This window comes from Sphingobium indicum BiD32, assembly GCF_000382885.1.
Lineage (GTDB): Bacteria > Pseudomonadota > Alphaproteobacteria > Sphingomonadales > Sphingomonadaceae > Sphingobium > Sphingobium japonicum_C.
This window is the reverse complement of sequence record NZ_CAVK010000189.1, coordinates 1-1,520: the sequence shown is the minus strand read 5'-3', so window position 1 is coordinate 1,520 and position 1,520 is coordinate 1. Positions and strand designations below refer to the sequence as shown.

Sequence of the window (1,520 nt, the reverse complement as noted above, 5' to 3'; positions counted from 1 at the left end):
TGTATGATCCGGGCCTTGTCAAGGTCGCATTGAACGGTTCCTTCTGTTGACAGGTTGGGGGGCCCCACACGCAATGCTCAAGGATTGGCTTCATTCGTTCCGAGATCAGCTGATGCACTATCCGTGCATAGACTTGTATCCGGTCGCGGCCGTGCCCGCGCACCATAATCCGTATTCACATCCCCGGATCGAGCAAAGGCAGATGCGGACCAAACTACTACTGGGCGTTTTCAGGCGCCATCAACTTTCCCGGTCACACATCACACCAATCCGCGTCGCCTTATCGAGCCTGTTGCAACATAAGCATCAGGCGGCGCGGAGCTCGGCACCTTGAGGGACTAGACCTGTCTCCACAAAGCGCCAAAGCGCGATTAACAATTTTCGGGCGAGGGCAACGATACCCACCTTTGCCGTGCGAGCGCCGTTGCCTTTGAACCGGCTGCGATACCAAACGGTTAGTTCGCTACTTGGCTGATATTTCAACCAACACCATGCAAGTTCCACCATCTGCACACGTGTGCTTCGGTTACCGGCTTTGCTTATGCCTTGATCGCGCGACACGTCGCCGCTGGCGAAGGGCGCCGGAGCCAACCCAAGGAAGGCCGCGACGTGTCGCCGGCTTTCGAACTTTCGGCAAAAAACTTCTGCGACCAACATTGCCGCGCTGTTCGGGCCAATGCCCTTCAGCTGCTCGAGGCGAACCGCTTTGTCGCGGCATGGAAAGGTGGACTCATCATGGAGCACGACTTCAGCGCGGTCCCGCTCGATGTCCTTGATCTGATCGTTGAGCAACGCGAGCCGCCCGAAGCAGCGCTCTATTTGTCGGCGAAGGTTTGGTGGCAAAGGCCGCCCGTCGCCGGTGCGCATGTCGTCGAGTTGGCTCGACCAGTCACCGCCCTTGATGGCTTTAACAGATCGTATGCCCTGCAGTGCAAGTAGCCCCCTGATCCGAGAGACAATCCGGGTGCGCTCATGCACGAGATCGCCGCGCTCGCGCATTACCCGGCGCGCGTCCTCCTCCTCGGGAGAGGGCACGGCCACGACACGGCAGACGCTTTTGTCGCCAGCGAGATAGGCTTTGAGAATCCCGATCATCGCTTCGGCGTCGATCCGGTCGGTCTTCGCGCGCCTGCCTCGCCGCGACACTAGGAAGCTGGCAGGATCCAGCACATAGGTATCGATGTCGTTCGACCGCAGTAGCCTTGCGAGCCAGAAGCCATCATATCCAATCTCGAAGCACAGGCGAATGGTGACAGGTTCACCGATGCGATCAGCAGCCTTGCACTCAAGATTGCGAAGATGACTGATCAGTGCCGCGCTGTTCCCGGCAGGAATTGGCCGCAGGGAAGGTTTCGCCGCTCCTGGCGAGAGCGAAGCAACAAGCCAGTTGCGCTTGCTGAGCTCAACGCTGACAATGACAGAAGTCTTGGGGCAGCAATTTGACGACGAGTTCTCCATGTAGCGTTCTCCGTGAGGTCTGACGGAACAACGGCATAGCCGATCCGGCCTGCATAGGATCT

Annotated in this window: 1 protein-coding gene; it reads right to left on the bottom strand. The window is 58.6% G+C overall.

Features of this window, described 5'->3' with window-relative positions:
* Positions 1-306 precede the first annotated feature (306 nt).
* On the bottom strand, positions 307-1,458 hold the full coding sequence (locus EBBID32_RS18025; protein WP_006962958.1) for an IS110 family transposase: 1,152 nt from the start codon (positions 1,456-1,458) through the stop codon (positions 307-309).
* Positions 1,459-1,520: the final 62 nt, after the last annotated feature.

Coding starts and splice junctions, on each gene's coding strand:
- EBBID32_RS18025 (WP_006962958.1), bottom strand. CDS start 1,458: ATGGAGAACTCGTCGTCAAATTGCTGCCCCAAGACTTCTGTCATTGTC.